A 22,067-nucleotide genomic window follows, 5' to 3' on the forward strand; every position below is an offset into this window, starting at 1 on the left:
TTTATTTGATATTAATTTTACTGTTATAATTATATAGATTTTTAATATATAATTATCTATCTACTAAATTGTTAATATTGATTTTAAAAATATATAAAATATTTTATAAAATAAAAAATAATAATTATACTGTATTTATTGAATAATTTTTTATAAATTAATAAAAATTATTCAGTTTGATTTTTTTTAAAATTATTTATTAAAAAAAATTATATAATTATAAAATAAATAAATTAATATATTTATTATAATTAATATAATAAAAATTATTAATACAGTATAATATTTAATTATAGAAATTATAAAAATATCTAGGATAAAATTTTTAAATATATATTTAGTTTTATTTATAAATTTTTTAGTATATAAAATTTTATATTTTTATATTTATTAAAATTTTTTTTTATATATTACTAAATATATTAATAGATTATTAATTTATAAATAAGAAAAATTAGTTATATATAAAAATATTTTTTTTATTTTTTTTAATATAAATATACGATATGATCGTATTTTAATGTTTTTATCATATATAAGAGAATTCTTAAAAAAATCTTCTATAAGTGGACATAGTTTTTGAATATTTTGTAATAAAAATAAATAATTTATTTTATTTTTTTGATCAATTTTTTTTTGAATAAATTGAACAGATTGAATTAGTTTCTTTTCATACTGTGTAAATTTTTCTGTACATTTTAAAGAAAATGGATTAACTTTAATTATTTTTAATTTATCTTGTTTTTTAGAAAGAATATTATTAATTCTTTTATATATGTTTAAAATATTTTCTATATCATTATTTTTTTTGAATTGTATTAATATATTGATGCGTTGATCTATATCTAAAAGATTTACTAATTTAAGAGATAAAACAGAAAGAATGATATTTTTATCATATTTTTTTGCGTATAATGATATATATTTTGAAAATATAAATTGTAAAATTAATTTTTGTATTGTTTTTTTTTTTTTTATATGATTATATAAATTAATTGATTTTTTAATTATTTTTTTTAAATTAATATTTATTTTTTTTTCAATGATGATTCTTATTATTCCTATAGCTGCTCTACGTAATGCAAATGGATCTTTATTATTTGTTGGTATTTTCCCAATACTAAAAATTCCAGTTATAGTATCTATTTTATCTGCAATACTTATAACGCATGATATTTTTTTTGTAGGTAAATTTGATTGAGAAAATTTTGGTAGATAATGCTCTTTAATTGATAATGCTACTTCTTCTTTTTCTTTATTTTGTAATGCATAATACATTCCGATAATACCTTGAAGAGCGGTACATTCTGTTATTATATTGGTTGTAAGATCACATTTAGATAAAATAGCGGATTTTTTTATTAAAACTAAATTAGAATTGATAATTTTTGAAATATATTTACTAATTTCTTTTATTCTTAATGTTTTATCGTACATTGATCCAATTTTTTTTTGAAAAGAAATATTTTTTAATAAAACTAATCTGTTAGAAAAGTTTATTTTTTGGTCTTGTTTGATAAAAAAATCAATGTTATTTAGTTTTGAGTATAAAACTTGTTCATTTTCTTTAATTATTTGTTTTGAATTGATTGTCTCAATATTACTTATTAAAATAAAGTAATTAGTTATATTATTTGTTTTTATATCATATAATGGAAAATATTTTTGACTATCTTCTATAGTATAGACAAGTATTTCTACCGGAATTTTTAAATATTTTTTTTTAAATTTTCCTAAATAAGCTGTTGGCCATTCTGTAGATATTGCTATTTCTTTTAATAATTTATTATTAATAGAAATTGATTTATTAATTTTTTTTGTTAAATTTATTATTTGATTGTATATACTTTTTTTTCTTTCTTCATAACTAATAAGTATATATTTTTTTTTAAATAATTCAATAGTATATTGATTTGCATGATTTATCACTATTTCTTTTGGAGACATTAAGAAATGTCCATAAGAAATATTTTTAGAATTAATCCCTGGTATATTTAAATTAATAATTCTATCATCTAATAAAACTATTATATTATGTATTGGTCTAGAAAATTTAATAGAATTTTTTTTCCATAACATAGATTTTTTTAATGGTATTTTTTTTATTGTATTAGGTATTATTTTTTTTAATATATCCTGTAAAGATAAAGATTTATTTTTACTAATATAAGTAAGATATTGTTTTTTATTAATCTGAATTTCTTCTGTTTGTTTAATAGTAATTTTATTTGATTTTAACCATGATTTTAATATTCTTGTTTTTTTATTATATTTATCAAATGCAATATCTATTAACGGTCCTATTTTTTTAATATGTTTTGATTTTTTAATATAAGATAAAGAAAAAATTTTTAAAGCTATTTTTTTAGAAGTATAAAACAAAGTAATTGATTTATATTTTATTTGATTTTTATTTAATTCTTTTTTAAAAGAATAATAGAAATATTTTGCTATATTTTTAAGTTCTTTACTTGGTAAATCTTCTGTTTGTATTTCTATTAATAATATTTTTTGATTCATTATTTACTCTTTTTTATAGTTTAAGGTATATTGTATAGCAATTTTTTTGATTTTTTTTCGTATATTTAAGATATAGTCTGTTCGATCAGTACTAGATAATATTTTTTTACAATCTAATAAATTAAAATAATGAATTGCATATAACATTTGTTCATATGCTGGAATAGGTAATGGATTTGGTAATTTAATTAATCTATTTGCTTCTTGAATATGTAATTTAAATAATTTTAATAAATGATGAATATTAGAAAATTCAAAATTGTAAGATGAATTTTCTTTTTCATTATATAAAAATATATCAGAGTATTTTACGTTGTTTATAGTATTACTATCCCATAGTATGTCATATATATTATTTATATTTTGTATATGCATAGCAATTCTTTCTAGTCCATATGTTATTTCAATTGTAGGTTGATTGCAATTTATCCCTCCCATTTGTTGAAAATATGTGATTTGTGTAATTTCCATTCCATTTAACCATATTTCCCATCCTAAACCAGATGCTCCTATTGTAGGATTTTCCCAATTATCTTCTATAAATCTAATATCATTATTATGGATATCAATCCCGATATTTTTTAAAGAAGATAAGTATAATTTTTGTATAGAATCAGGGGATGGTTTAATAATAACTTGAAATTGATAATAATGTTGTAGTCTGTTAGGACTGGCTGTATACCTCCCGTCAGAAGGTCTTCTAGAAGGTTGTATATAGGCTATGGATACAGGTTCTTTTTTTAGAACATTAAAAAATGTATGATGATGAAATGTTCCTGCGCCAATAGAAATATCTAATGGTTGTAAAATAGTACATTTTTTTTGATGCCAAAAATTATTTAGTGCTTGGATTATTTCATAAAATGTGTATTTTTTTTTTAACATGTTTTTTCTTTTTTAGTAATACTTTTAAAATTTTTTTTCAATATTTTTATATTGTGAAAATTTAGTAAAGTATTTATATTGATAAATAATAAAATTATTTATTTTTAAATAATTTCATTTTTTTTAAATTTTATAATATTTATTTGAAAAAATTATATTATATAAATAATAGTAAATTTATATTAAAATTATAATTATTTTTTAATTTCTTCCAATTATAATCAAAGTAGTATATGTATACTATATTTATTTTTATTTATTATAATAAATGTATTTTTAAAAGGATTAATTGATTTTGATAAAATATATAGGAGCGCATGTTAGTATATCCGGGGGATTAGAAAAATCTGTATTCAGAGCTTATCAATTAGAAGCAACAGCTTTCTCATTGTTTATTAATAATCCTTTAAGATGGAAAAACAAACCTTTAGAAAAAAATGTAGTATATAATTTTCGTAAAGCCTGTAAAATACATTATTATTCTGCTTTACAAATTTTACCGCATAGTAGTTATTTAATTAATTTAGGTCACCCTAATAAAGAAATGAGAAAAAAATCATGTCATGCTTTTATTCAAGAGATAAACTCTTGTTATGAATTAGGTTTATCAATGATTAATATACACCCGGGTAGTTATTTATATAGAATTAAGGAAATGAAATGTTTAGAAAATATTTCTAATTCTATAAATTTTGTTTTAAGTAAAACTAAGAAAATAATTGTTGTTTTAGAGAATACTGCTGGTCAAGGTAGTAATGTTGGATATTGCTTCGAGCATTTAGCATTTATTATTGATAAAATTGAAGATAAATCTAGAATTGGCATATGTTTAGATACTTGTCATTTGTTTGTTTCCGGATATCAATTAAATGATATTAATTGTTTTTTATATACATTTAATAAATTTAATAATGTAATAGGATTTAAATATTTATTAGGTATTCATATCAATGATTCTAGAGGAAAATTTAATAGTCGAGTAGATCGTCATCATAACTTAGGTTTTGGTGAGATAGAAAAAAACGTTTTTTCTCGTATTGTTCAAACTATAGAGTTTCAAAATATTCCTATTATTTTAGAAACAAAAGATAGTAATATAAGAAAAGATGAAATTTTATGGTTAAAAAAAAAATCATTATTACATAATAAAAGTATTTTAAGTATTTAAAATATTTTTTATATCTATAAAAGATAATTTAATTAATGAAATTAATTGCATATATTTTAATTTTTATAAAATTATATATATTTAATGATTTTCTGTGTTTAAGAATGAATTTTTTTATTATTTTTATAAGGCTATATAGATATGATAAAATTTAATGCAATTTATCGTTATAAATGCGGTACAAATAATAGTCGTTATGTACGAAGAATAAATCATCAAATTCCCAGTATCATATATGGTAAACAATTCTTGAAAAAAGAATTGCTAATTTTATTAGAACATGATGTAATTTTTAATTTACAAAAAAACAATATTTTTTATTCTAATGAATTATTAATTATTTTAGAAAATAAAAATTTTTTTGTTGTTGTTAAAGATGTTCAACGTCATGCATACAAACCAATATTATTACATATAGATTTTTTATGTATTAAGTAGTTATATATTAAATATTTTTATCGGCACATATTTTGTATAAATTTAATTTTAATTATTATTTTTATAAAAATTTTTTGTGCCGGTCACTTAAAAATAAATATAATTATATTATAACAGAAAATTGTTATTTTTACATTTTTGTATTATTTGAGTTATTAATATATAATTTATGAATTGTTTAATAAATATTAGAAAAAAAATATTTTATTATTTCTTATATGTTGATTTTAATTATTAGATAAATTTTTTTTAAAAAATTATTTGGGAAAAAAATGAATAATCGTATATATAAAGAACATGTTTCTATTAAAAAATTTGGACAAAATTTTTTAATCAATGAAATAATAATTACAAGAATTATACAAAACATGAATTTGATTACCAGTAACAATATTATTGAAATTGGACCGGGGTTTGGCGCGTTAACATTTCCTATTTGTAATTTTATAAATAAAATGACAGTTTTAGAAATAGATGAAAATATTGTGGTATTCTTAATGCAAAGTATATATAGTAAAAAAATAAAAGTTCTTTTAACTGATGTTATGAAATTTAATTTCATATATTTTTTTTCTAATAAAAAAAATATTTTATATCGTTTTATAGGTAATTTACCATATAATATTTCTTCTTGTTTTTTTTTGAGTACAATAAAATATATTCAAAATATTCATGATATGTATTTTATGTTTCAGAAAGAAGTAGCTAATAGATTGTTAGCGTCTCCCGGGACAAAAGAATATGGTAGATTAAGTGTAATAGCTCAATATTTTTATCATATTAAATTTATTATGTATGTTGATAAAGTTAATTTTTTTCCTATACCAAAAGTAGATTCTATTTTTTTGCAATTTATTCCATATAAATTATGTTCTCAAAATGAAAGAGAGAAATATTTTTTTGCTTTAGAATTTATTACTCGCCTTGCTTTTAAGCATAGACGTAAATTTTTAAATAATAATTTATCAAATTTATTTTCTAAAAATGAGTTATTATCTCTTGGTATTGATCCTTATTCTCGTGCCGAGAATATTAGTGTATCTCAATATTTTTTATTAGCTAAAAAATTTTTAAAAATAAAAATTTAATATATAGTTAATGATTTTATTTTTTTATACAGTAAAAATATTTTTACTATTCAAATTATATTTTATAATATTTAGTAATTTATATATGTGTTGTATTAACGATATTGTTTATAACATCCATGTTAGAATAAGATAAATTGACTATTTATATAATTTTATTTTTATACAAATTTTTTTTGTGTATTTTTTGTAAACATAATATTGGATATTTTCCAATATGTTGAAATGTAGAAATAGTAGCAAAAGCTCCATTTAAAGTAGAATCATAATGTATTTTATATTTTAATGCATTTTTTCGAATTTCACGAGTTTCTATGTTTTTATTATCATCTTTTGATGTATTTATTATATAAATATATTTTTTATTTTTAATACAATCTTGTACATTTGGTCTACCTTCATGTATCTTATTAACTAATTTAGCATAAATTCCTATAGATTTTAATTTTAAATATGTTCCTATTGTTGCTTCAATATTAAAGTTTAACTTTTTGAGTTGTATGGCAATATTACTAATTGAATTTTTGTCTGAATCTTTTACTGATAATAATATTGTTCCTTTTTTTTTGATTTTAATAGATATTCCTAACATAGCTTTATAAAAAGCTAATGAAAAGTTTTTACCTATTCCCATGACTTCTCCTGTTGATTTCATTTCGGGGCCTAAAAAAGGATTAGTTTCTGGAAATTTATTAAAAGGTAATACAGCTTCTTTAATAGAATAATATTTTGGTTTAATTATTTTTGTATATTTTTGCTGTAATAAGTTTTTTTTACAAATTACACGCATAGCTATTTTCGCTAATGGAATTCCAATAGCTTTAGAAATAAAAGGAATAGTTCTAGATGCCCTTGGATTTACTTCTAATATAAATATATCATTATTTTTAATAGCAAATTGAATATTAATTAATCCCAGTACATGCAAATTAATAGCTAAAATTTTTGTTTGATTTTTAATTTCTTTTTCTATATTAGGATTTATGGTATAAACTGGTAATGCACAAGCAGAATCTCCTGAATGTATTCCTGCTTGTTCAATATGCTCCATGATTCCACCAATAAAAACTCTTTTTTTATCACATATAGCGTCTACATCTACTTCAATAGCATTGTCTAAATATTGATCCAATAAAACTGTTTGATTTATTGATTTTTTTTCACGATTTTGGAAATATTTTATTAAATTTTTATCATCATAAATTATTTCCATTTCTCTTCCACCTAAAACATATGAAGGCCGTACAATAATCGGATATCCAATTAAATTAGATTTTTCTAATGCTTCTGTTATATTTTTTGCGGTATCATTTTTAGGTTGTTTTAATTGTAGTTTATGAATTATTTTTTGAAATTTTTTTCTATTTTCAGCTATATCAATATATTTAGGTTGAGTTCCTAATATATGAATCCCTTCTTTTTGAAAATATTTAGCTAATTTTAATGGCGTTTGCCCCCCATACTGAATAACAATACCCATTGGTTTTTCTATTCGAACTATTTCTAATATTTCTTCTAATGCAATAGGTTCAAAATATAATCTATGAGAAATATCATAATCTGTAGATACAGTTTCAGGATTACAGTTAATCATAATTGTTTCATATTTGTCTCTATTCAATATTTGAGATGCATGCACACAACAATAATCAAATTCTATCCCTTGCCCTATTCTATTAGGCCCACTACCAAGTATTATAATTTTCTTTTTGTTTTTAGTAGGTAATGATTCGCATTCGTCTTCCCATGTAGAATACATATAAGCTGTTTCTGTAGAAAATTCAGCTGAACATGTATCTATACGTTTATATACTGGATGTAATTTTAAGACATATCTTTTTTTACGTATATCATTTTCTTTAACGTTAATTAATTGAGAAATTCTTAAATCTGAAAATCCTTTTGATTTTAAAAATTTTAATTCATTATAATTTAAATGAGATATTTTTTTTAATTTAGTCTTTTCTTCAATAATAATTAAATTTTGTATTTGTTTTAAAAACCATTTATCTATATGAGTTAATTCATGAACTGTTTTTATAGTCCACTGTAATCGGAATGCTTCACCAATGTACCATAATCTTTCTGAACCAGCTTCTTTTAGTTCATATTTTATTTTTTTTTTCTGTAATATATTGTTATTTATATTATTTGGATTCACGTTAATATCAAAACCAGTCGATCCAATTTCTAAACTTCTCATTGCTTTTTGTAATGATTCTTGAAAAGTTCGACCTATTGCCATAACTTCTCCAATTGATTTCATTTGTGTAGTCAATCGATCATTACATCCATAAAATTTTTTGAAATCAAATCTTGGTATTTTAGTGACAACATAATCGATTGAAGGTTCAAACGCTGCTGGTGTATTTTTTCCAGTAATATTATTTTTTAGTTCATCTAATGTGTAACCTATTGATAATTTTGTAGAAATTCGTGCAATTGGAAACCCCGTAGCTTTAGAAGCTAATGCGGATGATCGAGAAACTCTTGGATTCATTTCAATGACTACCATTTTGCCATTTTTTGGATTTATCGCAAACTGTACATTTGCTCCACCATTATTTACTCCGATTTCTTTGAGAATAATAATCGCGGCATTACGCATAATTTGATATTCTTTATCACTTAAGGTTTGAGCTGGAGCAACAGTAATAGAATCTCCTGTGTGTATACCCATCGGGTCTATATTTTCAATAGTACATATTACTATAAAGTTTTTAGCTTTATCTTGTATTACTTCTAATTCATATTCTTTCCATCCTATTAATGATTCATCAATTAACAATTCAGATATTGGTGATAATTCTAAACCATGTATACAAATATTTTGAAATTCTTCATAGTTATATGCAATACCCCCCCCGCTTCCACCCATAGTAAAAGAAGGGCGTACAATGCATGGAAAACCAATAGACTTAATAATTAAATTTGCTTCTTTTATATTATGGGCGATACCACATTTTGCTGTTTTTAATTTTATTTTTTTCATAGATTTTTCAAATAAAAATCTATTTTCTGCTTTTTGAATGGATTTAATCGTAACTCCTATTAACTCTATTTGATATTTTTTTAAAATACCTTTTTGATGTAATTTTAGAGCACAATTTAAAGCAGTCTGTCCACCCATTGTGGGTAATATAGCATTAGGTTTTTCTTTTTTTATAATTTTTTTTATAATATCTATATTAATAGGTTCAATATATGTTACGTCAGCTATTTTTGGATCTGTCATAATTGTAGCGGGATTAGAATTGATTAAAATTACTTTATATCCTTCTTCTTTTAATGCGGTACAAGCTTGAACACCTGAATAATCAAATTCACATGCCTGTCCAATTATAATAGGACCGGATCCTATAATTAGGATAGAGCTTATATCGTTTCTTTTGGGCATATAAATTTTTCCTTATTTTTCATATTATTGATAAAAATATCAAATAGTTTTTGAATATCATGAGTACCCGGATTAGATTCAGGATGCCCTTGAAAACTAAAAGATGGATGATTTTTTAATGTAATTCCTTGAATAGTTTTATCAAATAAAGATATATGTGTAATTAACATATTTTTTTGTATAGTTTTTGGATCAATAACAAAATTATGATTTTGGGTTGTAATAAATACACGTTTTGTTTGTATGTTTTGTACGGGATGATTAGATCCATGATGTCCAAATTTCATTTTGATAATTTTTGATCCTAATGATAACGCTAAAATTTGATGACCGAGACAAATTCCAAAAATAGGGATTGAAAAATTTAATAATTTTTTTATATTTTTTATAGCTGTATAATATGATCGTGGATCACCAGGACCATTTGATAATAAAATTCCAGAGGGTTTAAGTGATAGTATAATATTTATTGGGGTATCGAAAGGTATTAATGTAATTTTACATCCTTTTGCTTCTAAAATATTAAGTATACTTGTTTTAATACCAAAATCGAATACAATAACATGAAATATTTTTTTTGTATATTTATATTGTGAATTTTCAATATTCCATTTTTTTATATTTTTTGTTCCTATTGAAATAATTGGATTATTTTTTTTTATATTTTTATTTATTTCAATTTTTTTAAAAGCATTTTGTATATTCATATATTTTGCAGATTGAATACATCCATATTGTGATCCATATTTTCGTAAAATATGTGTTATTTTTCTTGTATCTACATCTGTTATTGCAATGATATTCTTTTTTTTTATATATTGTGATAAATTTTCTGTACTGCGAAAATTGCTATCTTGGTATGAAATAGAGCGAACAATGATTCCATTGGCATAAATTTTATCAGATTCTTCATCTATTTTATTTGTTCCAACATTACCAATATGTGGGCACGTAAATGAAATAATTTGCCCAGAATAAGAAGGATCAGTTAAAATTTCTTGGTATCCAGTCATTGCTGTATTAAATACTATTTCTCCAACTGTTTCACCTTCTACACCCGCTGTAATACCCTGAAAAATTGTTCCATCTTCTAATACTAAATGTGCTAATTGTTTCAAAATATTTTCCTTATATTAGTTTTTTATTAGAGATAATATTTTGTTTATTTAGATTAAATTTAATTATATTTTTTTTATAAAATTGATTTTTGTTTTAATAAATTAGACATTTTATATAAACCTTTTTTTTTATCATGTATCCATATTGCTGCTTGAATAGCTCCTTTTGCAAATATAGAGCGATGTGTAGCTTTATGGGTAATGGAAATTTTTTCATATTTATTAGAAAATAAAACTCTATGTGTACCAATAGTGTTTCCTTCTCTTATTACTGAGAAACCAATTTCATTTTTTTTTCTTATTCCTATATTTCCATATCGTGAAAATATAGCTGATTTATCAAAGTTCCAATTCATTGATTTAGATATTATTTTACCTAATTGCAACGCAGTTCCTGAGGGAGCGTCTATTTTATTTCTATGATGAGATTCGATAATTTCAATATCAGAATTATCACCTAATATTAATGAAATATATTTTATTACTTTATGTATTATATTAACCCCTATACTAAAATTAGGTGAATATAATATTGGAATCTTTTTAGAAGCTTTTTTTATTATATTCATTTGAATTGTATTAAACCCAGTTGTTCCTATAATTATTTTTTTTTGATTTTTGACACAATATTCTATCATTTTTAATGTTGCTATTGGTGTACTGAAATCAATTAATATATCAAATTCTAATTTTTGTTTTTCTTTTTTTAGATCTTTTAATGTAGTAAAGATTTTTTTTTCATACAATTTATTATTTTTATCTTGGTTTTGAATAGAATTTTTTTCATTATTTTGAATTAATAAATGTGTTAATTTAATAAATTTCTTTTTTTTAATTTCTTTTATTAAGATTTTCCCCATTCTACCTAACGCTCCGGATATTGCTATATTAATGATTTTTTTTCTCATTTCTTTGATCCTTTTATAGAAATTATTTTATAGGATTTATAGTATAAAAAATTATATATAAATAAATATTTAATTTAAAAATATTATTTTTTACATATGTAGCTTTTATTTTTATATATTTATTACATAAATAATTGTTTTAATTTATATTTTTAAACTCATAGTAATAAATATTACTATCTACTATTATTAGCAAGATTCTGTTAATTATTAATAGATATTTTAATTTATTTTAAAATATATTTTTCTATACAAATTATATATGATATTAAAAATATTAATAAAATATATATTGATTTTTTACAAAAAAATATGTTTTTTTTCAGTGTTATTTATATTTGCAATACATCTATAACAAATTTGTATATTATTATTGATTAATGTATTTTTTTTGGAATAATTCCAACATCTCGGACATTTTGTTTTATTACTTTTTTTGATAATAATTTTTAAATGTTTAATATAACAACTATTATAAGCTGATTTAGGGGCGGTAGAATATCTATGTAATTGGATTTCAGAGACTAAAAAAATGAATTTTAATTCATTATTTAATGATAAAAGTAATTTGAATAATTCTTTATCTATATATAATATCAATAATATTTCTAGTGAATTATGTATATATTTATTTTCTTTTTCTTTCTCAATACACTTATTGACTTCATTTCTGATAGAAAATATTTTTTTCCAAAAGATTAAATTATAAGGAATGTTTTCTGGAAGAGGTTTGATTTTTTTAAACCATTTTTTCATAAAAATAGATGCTTCATTTTTTTCTTTTAATTGATTCCAGGCTTCTTCTGCGGTAAAGGATAGTATAGGAGAAATCCATCGTATAAGAGATTGTAATATATAGAATATTGCTGTTTGACTACTACGTCTGTCAATACTCTTTTTATGCATGGTATATTGTCTATCTTTAATAAGTTCCAGATAACAGGATCCTAATTCTATAGAACAAAAATTAATGATCTTTTGTATAACTTTATGAAAATTATAATTAGAATAGTTTTTAATTATTTTTTTTTGATATTTATATGTTACTCCTACTATCCATCGATCTAATAGTAACATTTTTTTATTTTTTATAATATGTATTTTATTTTTAAAATCAAAAATATTAGAAAATAAAAATCGTATTGTATTTCTAATTCTTCGATAATTATCTGATATTTGTTGTAACATATCATTTGATATAGATATATCATTTGTATAATTTGTATATGCTACCCATAATCTTAATATATCTGCCCCCCATTTTTGAATGATATCTTGTGGTTTTATATTATTTTCTAAAGATTTTGACATTTTTTGTCCGTTTTTATTTATAACAAACCCGTGTGTTATAACTGATAAATAAGGAGCTTGTTTTTTTGTAATTGCTGATATAATCAATGATGACATAAACCAACCTCGATGTTGATCTGATCCCTCTAAATATAAATCAGCTACATAATTAAATTTATTAATTAAATTATATTTATATATTTTTAGTTGATGATTAGATCCAGATTCAAACCATACATCAAGTACATCATTAATTTTATCGTACATATCTGCATTTTTTTTTAACCACTTATGCTTATTTGATTCCCACCATATCTGAGATCCGTGTATTTGAATTTTTTTTGCTATTTTGTTCATTATTAAAACAGTATCGGGATGTAATTTTCCTGTTTTTTTATGTATAAAAAATGGAATTGGAATTCCCCAAGTTCTTTGTCTTGAAATACACCAATCGGGCCTATTTTTTAACATTGTTTTCATTTTATTTTCACCCCAATTTGGTATCCATAAAACTTTCTTGATTTCTTTTAATATATTATTTTTTAATAATTTATCGGATGTTTTAATAAACCATTGTGGTGTAGCTCTAAAAATAACTGGCTTATTATGACGCCAACAGTGAGGATAACTATGATTAATAGTTTCAGAAAAAAATATTTTTTTATTATCACGTAATAATTGAAAGATGATATTTTCTTTGTTAAAGATATGGATTTTATTTAATTTTTTAAAAACTGGAATATTATAAAAACCATATGAATTTACTATTTGCATAGGTTTAATTTTATATTTTTGACAAGCTATAAAATCTTCATAACCATGATCTGGTGACATATGTACAGCTCCAGTACCTAACGTATCAGATACATGTTTAGATAATATAATTGGAATATAAATATTAAAAAATGGATGTAAACACTCTAAATTTTCTAATTTTTTTCCTTTTACAGATCCAATTATTTTCCATTTTTGTATATTAGTTTTATTTATTATATTTTTTGTTAATTTTTTCTCGCAAATGTAATATTTTTTTTTTATTTGTATGATTTGATAATATAAATTTGGATTTATAGCAATTGCTTGGCAGGTTGGTAACGTCCAAGGAGTAGTAGTAAAAATAATAATTGAAATACTATAAAGAGTTTTTTTTCCTTTTTGTATTTTTTTTTTAAATAATTTTTCAAATAAATTATAATTTTTTATTTTAAATAAAATATAGACAGAAATTGAATTTTTTATTTTATGTTCTATTTCTGCTTCAGCTAAAGATGATTGGCACTGAAAACACCAGTGAATAGGTCTTAGATCTCTATATATATATCCTTTTTTTACAATTTTAGCTAAAATATTGATTGTATTAGCTTGATTTTTATATTCTATAGTAAGATTTGCATTCTCCCAGTCAGCAAGTATTCCTAATCTAATAAAATCTTTTTTTTGTTGTTGAACTTGTTTTAATACATATTTATGACATAGTTCTCTAAATTGGGTTGCATTGTTTATTGTGATTTTTTGAGCAAATATTTTTTCTACTTTTTGTTCAATAGGTAACCCATGACAGTCCCAACAAGGTACATACGGAGCATAAAAACCAGACATACGTTTAAACTTTAAAATTATATCTTTTAAAATTTTATTAACGGCATGGCCAATATGAATATCACCATTAGCATATGGCGGTCCATCATGTAAAAAAAAATATTTATTTTTTTTGTTTTTTAAATGTATATTATAATATAATTTATTTTGCTCCCAGTTTTGTAATATTTTAATTTCTTTAGTAGATAAATTGGCTTTCATGGGAAATGTTGTTTTTGGTAAGTTTAAAGATTTTTTAATATTTTTCATATACCGCTCTTAATAAAGGAAAATATGTATTTTATAAAAAATATAGAAAGATATATATATTATGATCAATTAATATATTCTTTATTTCAGACAATATTTTTATAAAAATTTGTATATATTGGAATTTTAATTTATGATATTTATCAGATTATGTAATAATTTTAAATTTATATAATGTATTGAATAAATAAATTATTTTTTATTTTTTTACTATAAAAATATAATATATAGTATATTTTATTTATAATTATTGATATTATTCTTTATAATATATATTTTGTAATATTAACATGAATAATCTATTTTTTTATAAAAAAAGTATATTTTATAAGATATTTTAAATAAATTAAGAAAAATAATTTTTATTTTTATTTTTTATCTGGAGGTTATAATTATTTTGGCAAATATAAAAGCATCTAAAAAAAATTCAATCATGTCTGAAAAACGTAGAAAATTAAATAATAGTAAACGTTCTACTATTAAAACATTTATTAAAAAAGTATATTTTTTTATTAAAGAAAAAGATAAAGATAAAGCTTATAAAGCATTTTATATACTTCAATCTTTTATTGATAGATATGCATTAAAAAGGATTGTACATTCCAATAAAGCTGCTAGATATAAATCAATACTAATTAAGAATATTAAACGTATGTAATACTTTGTATGTAATTTTGATGTTTATCATGTATTGCTTCTATTCTTACCTATAGATAGCAATACCCTCTTTTTTATTTCTATTGGGTAAGATTATCAAAAAATCTTTTAACACTATCAAAAAATCTTTTGGATTTAGGGCTATGATTTTTTCCTTTAAAATCACCAAAACTTTTTCCTAGTTGTATTAATAAATTTTTTTGAAATGTATTTAAATTTACAGGCGTTTCTACTATTATTTTACAAAATAAATCGCCTGGATATCCTTTTCTAACTGATTTAACTCCTTTTCCTCGTATTCTAAATAATTTACCCGATTGTGTTTCAGGAGGTATTTTTAGATTAACTCTTCCTTTTAAAGTTGGTACTTCTATTTCCCCCCCTAAAGCGGCTATAACAAAATTTATAGGTACTTCACAATGTAAGTTATTTTCTTCTCTTTTAAAAATAGGATGTTTTTTTACTGTAATTTGTATATATAAATCTCCAGATTTTGCGCCATTTCTCCCTGCTTCGCCTTCATTATTTAAACGAATACGGTCATTAGTATCTACCCCGGATGGAATTTTAATAGATAAATTTTTAGATTTTTTTATTCTGCCTTGTCCGTAACATATTTTACATGGGTTATTTATAATAGTTCCTTCTCCATGACAATTAGAACATGTTTGCTGCACGCTAAAAAATCCTTTTCGCATTTGTATTTGCCCATGTCCATTACAATGAGTACAAATATTTGGTTTAGATCCATATGCAGATCCTTTTCCATAACATGATTTACATTGTTCTAGTGTTGGAATTCTTATTTTTTTTACTGTTCCTTGTACTGCTTCTTCTAAAGTAAGATTAATATTATATTGTAAATCTGATCCTTGTTCCTGTGTACTTTTGTTTTGATTTCCAAAAATATCACCAAAAACATCACCAAATATATCATTTAAATCAGATGTTGAGCTTGTGAAGCTACTATGAAAATTATCTGAACCATTATTTTGTTCGAATGCTGCATGACCATATTGGTCGTATGCAGTTCTTTTTTTTGCGTCACTTAGAACTTCATAAGCTTTTTTAATTTCTTTAAATTTTTCTTCTGCAAGTTTATTCCCGGGGTTACGGTCTGGATGATACTTCATTGCAAGTTTTTTATACGCTCTTTTTATTTCTCTTTCATTTGCTGTATTAGTGATATTTAAAGTTGTATAGTAATCTTGTTGCGTCATAATATTTTTTATTCCTTATAAATACATCAAATGGGTGTAGATATAATGTTCTACACCCTTTATTTAAAATTAGATATAGTGATTAAAATTATTATTTTATTTAATAAATTTTTTTATTTTATTTTTTATTTTTTTCTTTAATTTCTTCAAATTCCGCATCTACTACATTTTCATTATTTTTTTCTGTATTTTCTTTTTTTTGTGAATTTTTTTCTTCATTATTTTTTTTTAAAAATTCTGTTAATTTTAAATTCAATTGTAGAACTTTTTGTATATTTTTATCTATTTCTTCTTTATTTTCTCCTTTTAAAGATAAATCTAATTCTTGTAGAGATTTTTCAATTTCTATTTTAGTGTTATTATCAATTTTTTCTTTACATTCATTTATTTGTTTTTTTGTATTATGAGAAATTTGATCCCCTTGATTTCGAACTTTTACTAATTCTTCAAATTGTAAATCTTTTTCAGAGTTTTCTTCAGCTTCAGAAATCATTTTTTTAATTTCATCATCATTTAATCCTGATGAAGATTGTATAGTAATTTTTTGTTCTTTCCCTGTTGTTTTATCTTTTGCTGAAACATGTAAAATACCATCTGCATCAATATCAAAAGTAACTTCTATTTGTGGAATTCCTCTAGGGGCAGGTTGAATTCCATCTAAGTTAAATTGTCCAAGTGATTTATTATCAAACGCTCTTTTTCTTTCTCCTTGAAGAACATGTATAGTAACTGCAGATTGATTATCTTCTGCTGTAGAAAAAGTTTGGCTATGTTTTGTTGGTATTGTTGTATTTTTATTGATTAATGGTGTCATAACCCCGCCCATTGTTTCAATTCCTAATGATAAGGGTGTTACGTCTAATAGTAAGACATCTTTAACTGTACCAGATAAAACACCGCCTTGAACTGCAGCTCCGATAGCAACAGCTTCATCAGGATTTACATCTTTCCTTGGTTTTTTTCCAAAAAAATCTGCTACTTTTTTTTGTACCAATGGCATACGTGTTTGACCACCTACTAAAATAATATCATTAATATCTGATTTCTTTAATTTAGCATCTTTCAATGCAATTTCTAACGGTTGTATAGATCTAATAATCAAATCTTCTACTAATGATTCTAATTTTGCTCGTGTTACTTTAATATTTAAATGTTTAGGTCCTGTAGAATTTGCTGTAATATAAGGTAAATTTACATCTGTTTGTTGTGCTGACGATAGCTCTATTTTTGCTTTTTCAGCTGCTTCTTTTAATCTTTGCATTGCTAAAGGATCTTTTTTTAAATCAATACCTTGTTCTTTTTGAAATTCTGATACTAAAAAATGTATTAATCGATTATCAAAATCTTCTCCACCTAAATGTGTATCCCCATTTGTTGATAATACTTCAAATGTTTTTTCTTTATCTACATCATCTATTTCAATAATAGAAATATCAAATGTTCCCCCTCCTAAATCATATACGGCTATTGTTCTATTTCCTCGACCTTTATCTAAACCATAAGCCAAAGCAGCCGCAGTTGGTTCGTTAATAATTCTTTTAACTTGTAACCCTGCTATTTTTCCTGCATCCTTGGTTGCTTGTCTTTGAGAATCATTAAAATATGCTGGTACAGTAATAACAGCTTCAGTGACTTTTTCACCTAAATAATCTTCAGCTGTTTTTTTCATTTTTTTAAGAATTTCTGCAGAAATTTGAGGTGGCGCTATGTTTTCTTGTTTTATTTTTAACCAAGCATCTCCATTTTTTGATGGAATAATATCATATGGCATGATTTTTATATCACGTTGAACTTCTTCGTCTTGAAATTTTCTCCCCATAAGTCTTTTGATGGCAAATAGTGTATTTTTAGGATTAGTTATAGATTGTCTTTTTGCGGGCTGACCAACTAAAATTTCATTTTCTTTAGTATAGGCAATAACAGAAGGTGTAGTACGTTCTCCTTCTGTATTTTCTAATACTTTAGCTTTATTATTGTCCATAATAGCTACACAGGAATTAGTAGTTCCTAAATCTATTCCGATTATTCTTCCCATTATAATAGTCCTTAAATATATATTGTTAATTAATTTTATTTATATGGTTAAATATTTTTTTAAAATATATTAATAATATTTTAAAAATTATTAAAAATTTTATAAAATAGATAATACTAATTAAATGGGGTCAGTTTATTCAGCATCAAGGGTAAAAAAAAAATATAATTGTTTTTATTTTAAAAAATTGATTATTTATATTGAAAATATAATAGATTTTTCAATTACTATATGAATTGAAGTAAAATTATAACTTTTTTATTTATAAAATGTTATAATTAATTATATTTATCTATATAAAATCTTTATATATGATATTCAATATTATTGATCTAAGTTGTTTTAAATTAATTACAAATTAATTCGATTACATTAACTTCTTATGAGTTTTAAATTTTTATGAATATAGATTATCAAGCTTTATCTTTTTTATTTTTTATATTTTTTAGTTTTTTTGTGTGTTTTTTTATGTTGATATCTGGTTATATTTTTGGAAGTAAATCATATTTTCAAAATATACCACATCCATTTGAATCTGGTATTGTTTCTTTAGGTAGCGCTAGATTACAAATACCTATTAAATTTTCATTAATTGCTATTTTGTTTGTTATTTTTGATGTAGAAGCATTATATTTATATATTTGGTCTGTTTGTGTTAGGGAATCTGGTTGGATAGGTTTTTTTGGAATTTGTTTTTTTATCTTTTCTTTATTTATTACATTATATTTTCTATTTAAAAATAATGTATTAGAATGGATTATATCAAAATAATTAAATTTATATATTCTTATTAATATATTTTATATATAAAAATTTTAAAATATTTTTTTTAAAGTTTATTTTTAAAAAAAATTGTTAAATAAAATTTAATAATATTTTTAATCATTTAGGGGTTTTCAGAAATGCAATACACTTTAACACGTGTAAATACAAATAATGATATTTTTGATAAATATCCATTAAGTACTACTAAATCAGTTTCTGATCCAATTGAAAAACAAGTAGAAAATAATGTTTTTTTTGGGACTATTTCTAAATTTATTCATAATATCGTAAATTGGGGTCGAAAAAATTCTTTATGGCCGTATAATTTTGGTTTATCGTGCTGTTATGTTGAAATGGTAACTGCATTTACATCAGTTCATGATGTTTCTCGTTTTGGTTCAGAAGTATTACGTGCTTCCCCTAGACAAGCAGATTTTATGGTAATTGCTGGTACACCATTTATTAAGATGGCACCTGTAATACAAAGATTATATGATCAAATGTTAGAACCTAAATGGGTTATTTCCATGGGTGCTTGTGCAAATTCTGGCGGAATGTATGATGTTTATTCTGTAGTACAGGGAGTAGATAAATTTCTCCCGGTAGATATCTATATCCCTGGTTGTCCACCCCGCCCGGAGGCATATATACATGCATTAACATTATTACAAAAATCTATTTCTAAAGAACGTCGTCCATTATCATGGATAATAGGTGAACAGGGTGTATATAAAGCAAAAATGTTGTCTGAAAAAGAAAAAAAAAATAATCAAAGAATATCTGTTGTGAATCTTGACTGTGAAGATAATTTTTAGTTTTTTATTAAAATTTATCGTTTTTTCTTTCCTATTAATATGTTATTTTTATAAATAATTATATTATTATACTTAACATTAACTTATTGAGATTAAATTATGTCAGGTGTTTATTTACAAAAAAATTTTTTTTTTAGATGATGAAAATAAAAATTTTTATGAAAAATATCCTATTGTATATTCTTTATTTAGTTTTTTTGGAAAAAAAAATTTTTTTATACAAAATACTTATTTCAAATGTCCTGTTTTATGGATTGATCATTCAATCTTAATAGAAGTAGTTTGTTTTTTAAAAAAAAATAATATCTGTTCATATGAAATGTTATTTGATTTACATGGCGTTGATGAACGTTTACGAAAACATATTGAAGATATTCCGAATTCTGATTTTACAGTATTTTATCATTTTTTATCAATTACTCAAAATAGTGATCTTATTTTAAAAGTTGCTTTATCAAAAAAAAATTTACAATTACCTACTATTACTTCAATTTTTTTAAATTCAAATTGGTATGAACGTGAAACTTGGGAAATGTTTGGTATTCGGTTTACTGGTCACCCTTGTTTAACTCGACTTTTAATGCCTAAAAATTGGGTAGGATATCCCTTACGAAAAGATTATGCATCTCATGCAACAGAGTTAGATAAATTTTTTTTTACAAAACAAAGAGAAGATTTAGCAATGGAGTCTTTACGTTTTTGTCCTGAATTATGGGGATTAAAGCATAATAATAATAGTTTAGAGTATATGTTTTTAAATTTCGGTCCAAACCATCCTTCTTCACATGGTGCTTTTCGTATAATATTACAATTATACGGAGAAAAGATAATAAATTGTGTTCCTGATATTGGTTTTCATCATCGTGGTGCTGAAAAAATAGCTGAAAGACAATCTTGGCATAGCTTTATTCCGTATACAGATAGAATAGAATATTTAGGTGGATGTGTTAATGAAATGCCTTATATATTAGCTGTTGAAATATTAGCTGGTATATCTGTTTCTGATAGAGTACAAGTAATTAGAATTTTATTATCAGAGTTATTTAGGATTAATAGTCATTTATTATTTATTTCTACTTTTATTCAAGATGTTGGTAGTATGAGTACAGTCTTTTTAGCGTTTACTGATCGTCAAAAAATTTATGATTTAATTGAAAGTATTACTGGGGCCCGAATGCATCCAGCTTGGTTTCGTATTGGAGGTTTAGCAAAAGATTTACCTTTAAATTGGCATCATTTATTAAAAGAATTTTTAAATTGGATGCCAAAGAGACTAGATTTTTATGTGAAAATAGCATTAAAAAATAGAATTTTAATTTCTCGATCTAAAGGTGTAGCGGCATATAAAAAAGAAGAAGCTTTATCTTGGGGAGTAACAGGAGCGGGTTTAAGAGCTACAGGTGTAGATTTTGATGTGAGAAAGAAAAGACCATATTCTGGTTATCAAAATTTTGATTTTGAAGTTCCAGTAGGAAATAACATTAGTGATGCTTATACAAGAGTTTTACTTAAAGTTGAAGAGATTAGACAAAGTTTAAAAATATTGAATCAATGTTTGTTAAATATGCCGGAAGGTCCATTTAAATCTGATCACCCATTAACTACTCCTTTAAATAAACAGAAATCTTTATTTCATATTGAAAGTTTAATTACACATTTTTTACAAATGTCTTGGGGTCCTGTTATTCCGTTTAATGAGAGCTTTCAAATGATTGAAGCAACAAAAGGAATAAATAGTTATTATCTAATTAGTGATGGTGAACCCACAAGTTATAGAACACGTATTCGTACGCCTAGTTTTGCTCACTTACAGCAAATTCCTTCAGTAATACGTGGTCATTTGATTTCTGACTTAATAGTTTATCTTGGTAGTATTGATTTTGTTATGTCTGATGTAGACAGATAAATATATCTT

General features: G+C 22.9%; 15 protein-coding genes. 7 read left to right on the forward strand and 8 right to left on the reverse strand.

The window, feature by feature from the left end; translation table 11 throughout:
- Positions 1-438: 438 nt before the first annotated feature.
- Together glyS and BUCIPICE3303_RS00455 are read right to left on the reverse strand one after the other, a co-directional pair.
- The gene (gene glyS / locus BUCIPICE3303_RS00450; RefSeq protein WP_154049162.1) at positions 439-2,520 is read right to left on the reverse strand and encodes a glycine--tRNA ligase subunit beta; all 2,082 of its coding nucleotides are present in this window, start codon (positions 2,518-2,520) and stop codon (positions 439-441) included.
- A 3-nt stretch (positions 2,521-2,523) separates the two neighbouring features.
- Positions 2,524-3,405: a glycine--tRNA ligase subunit alpha gene (locus tag BUCIPICE3303_RS00455; RefSeq protein ID WP_154049163.1), complete on the reverse strand. Its 882-nt coding sequence runs from the start codon at positions 3,403-3,405 to the stop codon at positions 2,524-2,526.
- 298 nt (positions 3,406-3,703) lie between these two features.
- On the opposite strand from BUCIPICE3303_RS00455, the gene nfo reads away from it, so the two are divergent.
- The 3 genes from nfo to rsmA all read left to right on the forward strand — a co-directional run bounded on the left by nfo (position 3,704) and on the right by rsmA (position 6,099).
- On the forward strand, positions 3,704-4,573 hold the full coding sequence (gene nfo / locus BUCIPICE3303_RS00460; RefSeq protein WP_154049441.1) for a deoxyribonuclease IV: 870 nt from the start codon (positions 3,704-3,706) through the stop codon (positions 4,571-4,573).
- 141 nt (positions 4,574-4,714) lie between these two features.
- Positions 4,715-5,011 (forward strand): 50S ribosomal protein L25, encoded by a 297-nt coding sequence (gene rplY, locus BUCIPICE3303_RS00465; protein WP_154049164.1) that lies wholly within the window; start codon positions 4,715-4,717, stop codon positions 5,009-5,011.
- Positions 5,012-5,283: 272 nt separating this feature from the next.
- Positions 5,284-6,099, forward strand: coding sequence for a 16S rRNA (adenine(1518)-N(6)/adenine(1519)-N(6))-dimethyltransferase RsmA (gene rsmA, locus BUCIPICE3303_RS00470; RefSeq protein ID WP_154049165.1), 816 nt, complete (start codon positions 5,284-5,286; stop codon positions 6,097-6,099).
- 145 nt (positions 6,100-6,244) lie between these two features.
- Here rsmA and carB read toward each other — a convergent pair whose 3' ends face one another.
- The 4 genes from carB to ileS form a co-directional block, all read right to left on the reverse strand.
- Entirely contained in the window at positions 6,245-9,496 is a 3,252-nt protein-coding gene (gene carB, locus BUCIPICE3303_RS00475) for a carbamoyl-phosphate synthase large subunit (RefSeq protein WP_154049166.1), read from the reverse strand.
- Positions 9,475-10,614 carry a glutamine-hydrolyzing carbamoyl-phosphate synthase small subunit gene (gene carA / locus BUCIPICE3303_RS00480; RefSeq protein WP_154049167.1) on the reverse strand — a complete coding sequence of 380 codons (1,140 nt, stop codon included), beginning with the start codon at positions 10,612-10,614 and terminating at the stop codon, positions 9,475-9,477. Before carA ends, carB begins: the two co-directional genes overlap by 22 nt.
- 74 nt (positions 10,615-10,688) lie before the next feature.
- Complete coding sequence (dapB, locus tag BUCIPICE3303_RS00485) at positions 10,689-11,522, reverse strand: 4-hydroxy-tetrahydrodipicolinate reductase (RefSeq protein ID WP_154049168.1); 834 nt, start codon at positions 11,520-11,522, stop codon at positions 10,689-10,691.
- A 300-nt stretch (positions 11,523-11,822) separates the two neighbouring features.
- Positions 11,823-14,660, reverse strand: a complete 2,838-nt coding sequence (ileS, locus tag BUCIPICE3303_RS00490) for an isoleucine--tRNA ligase (protein WP_154049169.1) — start codon at positions 14,658-14,660, stop codon at positions 11,823-11,825.
- Positions 14,661-15,057: 397 nt separating this feature from the next.
- On the opposite strand from ileS, the gene rpsT reads away from it, so the two are divergent.
- A complete protein-coding gene (gene rpsT, locus BUCIPICE3303_RS00495; protein ID WP_154049170.1) occupies positions 15,058-15,318 on the forward strand; it encodes a 30S ribosomal protein S20 in 261 nt (86 codons plus the stop codon).
- A gap of 79 nt (positions 15,319-15,397) precedes the next feature.
- On the opposite strand, the gene dnaJ is transcribed toward rpsT, so the two are convergent.
- Together dnaJ and dnaK are read right to left on the reverse strand one after the other, a co-directional pair.
- Positions 15,398-16,537 (reverse strand): molecular chaperone DnaJ, encoded by a 1,140-nt coding sequence (dnaJ, locus tag BUCIPICE3303_RS00500; RefSeq protein ID WP_154049171.1) that lies wholly within the window; start codon positions 16,535-16,537, stop codon positions 15,398-15,400.
- Between the two features lie 118 nt (positions 16,538-16,655).
- Positions 16,656-18,572, reverse strand: a complete 1,917-nt coding sequence (dnaK, locus tag BUCIPICE3303_RS00505) for a molecular chaperone DnaK (protein ID WP_154049172.1) — start codon at positions 18,570-18,572, stop codon at positions 16,656-16,658.
- A 399-nt stretch (positions 18,573-18,971) separates the two neighbouring features.
- Here dnaK and ndhC point away from each other — a divergent pair, with 399 nt between their 5' ends.
- The 3 genes from ndhC (at position 18,972) to nuoC (ending at position 22,058) form a co-directional block, all read left to right on the forward strand.
- Positions 18,972-19,343 (forward strand): NADH-quinone oxidoreductase subunit A, encoded by a 372-nt coding sequence (gene ndhC, locus BUCIPICE3303_RS00510; RefSeq protein ID WP_154049173.1) that lies wholly within the window; start codon positions 18,972-18,974, stop codon positions 19,341-19,343.
- A gap of 131 nt (positions 19,344-19,474) precedes the next feature.
- Positions 19,475-20,152: a NuoB/complex I 20 kDa subunit family protein gene (locus BUCIPICE3303_RS00515; protein WP_154049174.1), complete on the forward strand. Its 678-nt coding sequence runs from the start codon at positions 19,475-19,477 to the stop codon at positions 20,150-20,152.
- Between the two features lie 112 nt (positions 20,153-20,264).
- Complete coding sequence (gene nuoC / locus BUCIPICE3303_RS00520; RefSeq protein ID WP_232512966.1) at positions 20,265-22,058, forward strand: NADH-quinone oxidoreductase subunit C/D; 1,794 nt, start codon at positions 20,265-20,267, stop codon at positions 22,056-22,058.
- Positions 22,059-22,067: the final 9 nt, after the last annotated feature.

Source organism: Buchnera aphidicola (Cinara piceae) (genome assembly GCF_900699035.1).
Lineage (GTDB): Bacteria > Pseudomonadota > Gammaproteobacteria > Enterobacterales > Enterobacteriaceae > Buchnera_F > Buchnera_F aphidicola_AV.

Excerpts from the sequence above, each read along its gene's own strand:
- glyS (WP_154049162.1), bottom strand. The coding sequence starts at position 2,520 with ATGAATCAAAAAATATTATTAATAGAAATACAAACAGAAGATTTACCA.
- BUCIPICE3303_RS00455 (WP_154049163.1), bottom strand. The coding sequence starts at position 3,405 with ATGTTAAAAAAAAAATACACATTTTATGAAATAATCCAAGCACTAAAT.
- rplY (WP_154049164.1), top strand. The coding sequence starts at position 4,715 with ATGATAAAATTTAATGCAATTTATCGTTATAAATGCGGTACAAATAAT.
- rsmA (WP_154049165.1), top strand. The coding sequence starts at position 5,284 with ATGAATAATCGTATATATAAAGAACATGTTTCTATTAAAAAATTTGGA.
- carB (WP_154049166.1), bottom strand. The coding sequence starts at position 9,496 with ATGCCCAAAAGAAACGATATAAGCTCTATCCTAATTATAGGATCCGGT.
- dapB (WP_154049168.1), bottom strand. The coding sequence starts at position 11,522 with ATGAGAAAAAAAATCATTAATATAGCAATATCCGGAGCGTTAGGTAGA.
- ileS (WP_154049169.1), bottom strand. The coding sequence starts at position 14,660 with ATGAAAAATATTAAAAAATCTTTAAACTTACCAAAAACAACATTTCCC.
- dnaJ (WP_154049171.1), bottom strand. The coding sequence starts at position 16,537 with ATGACGCAACAAGATTACTATACAACTTTAAATATCACTAATACAGCA.
- dnaK (WP_154049172.1), bottom strand. The coding sequence starts at position 18,572 with ATGGGAAGAATAATCGGAATAGATTTAGGAACTACTAATTCCTGTGTA.
- ndhC (WP_154049173.1), top strand. The coding sequence starts at position 18,972 with ATGAATATAGATTATCAAGCTTTATCTTTTTTATTTTTTATATTTTTT.
- BUCIPICE3303_RS00515 (WP_154049174.1), top strand. The coding sequence starts at position 19,475 with ATGCAATACACTTTAACACGTGTAAATACAAATAATGATATTTTTGAT.